This is a genomic window from Pseudomonas aestuarii, assembly GCF_027988105.1.
GTDB classification, from domain to species: domain Bacteria; phylum Pseudomonadota; class Gammaproteobacteria; order Pseudomonadales; family Pseudomonadaceae; genus Aquipseudomonas; species Aquipseudomonas aestuarii.
The window spans coordinates 1-557 of sequence record NZ_JAQJZJ010000030.1; the positions used below are offsets into that span (position 1 = coordinate 1).

The 557-nt window shown below is 60.7% G+C and carries 1 protein-coding gene; it reads right to left on the reverse strand.

Annotated elements, in window-relative coordinates; genetic code table 11:
- Positions 1 to 399: FAD-dependent oxidoreductase (locus PH586_RS23410; RefSeq protein ID WP_271350208.1), on the reverse strand; the 399-nt coding region annotated here is incomplete at its 3' end.
- Between the last annotated feature and the right edge of the window lie 158 nt (positions 400 to 557).

Below are 557 nucleotides of genomic sequence, written 5' to 3' on the forward strand. Positions count from 1 at the left end.
ACGCTCGATGTCGCGCATGTCTTGCAGACTGTGACCGAGGTTGAATACGCCGCGCTGGGAGAACATCACGTTGTAGTTGATGTCCTGGGACAGGCCTTCCCACAGCTTCATGGCGTGCTCGTAGAGGTGCGCCGACTCGTCCCACAGGTAGTTGGAACGCACGATGGTGGTGTTGCGCGCGGTGTTGCCGCCGCCCAACCAGCCCTTCTCGACCACCGCGACGTTCTTCACGCCGAATACTTTGGCCAGGTAGTAGGCCGTCGCCAGGCCGTGGCCGCCACCGCCGACGATGACCACATCGTAAACCGGCTTGGGCGTCGGGTTGCGCCACATGCGCTGCCAGTTTTCGTTGTGGCTGAAGGAGTGCTTGAGCAGGCCGAAGCCGGAATAACGTTGCATCAGTGGGTACTCCTGATACGTAAAAACTTAACCATGGATGGCCTGTTCAGTCGACGTAGGGGGCGGAGCCACCCTACGGTCCTACTGACACGATCAACGATAGACTGGATAGTCGGCGCACAGCCCTGCCGCCAGAGTGGCCACCTGCGCCTCGACGT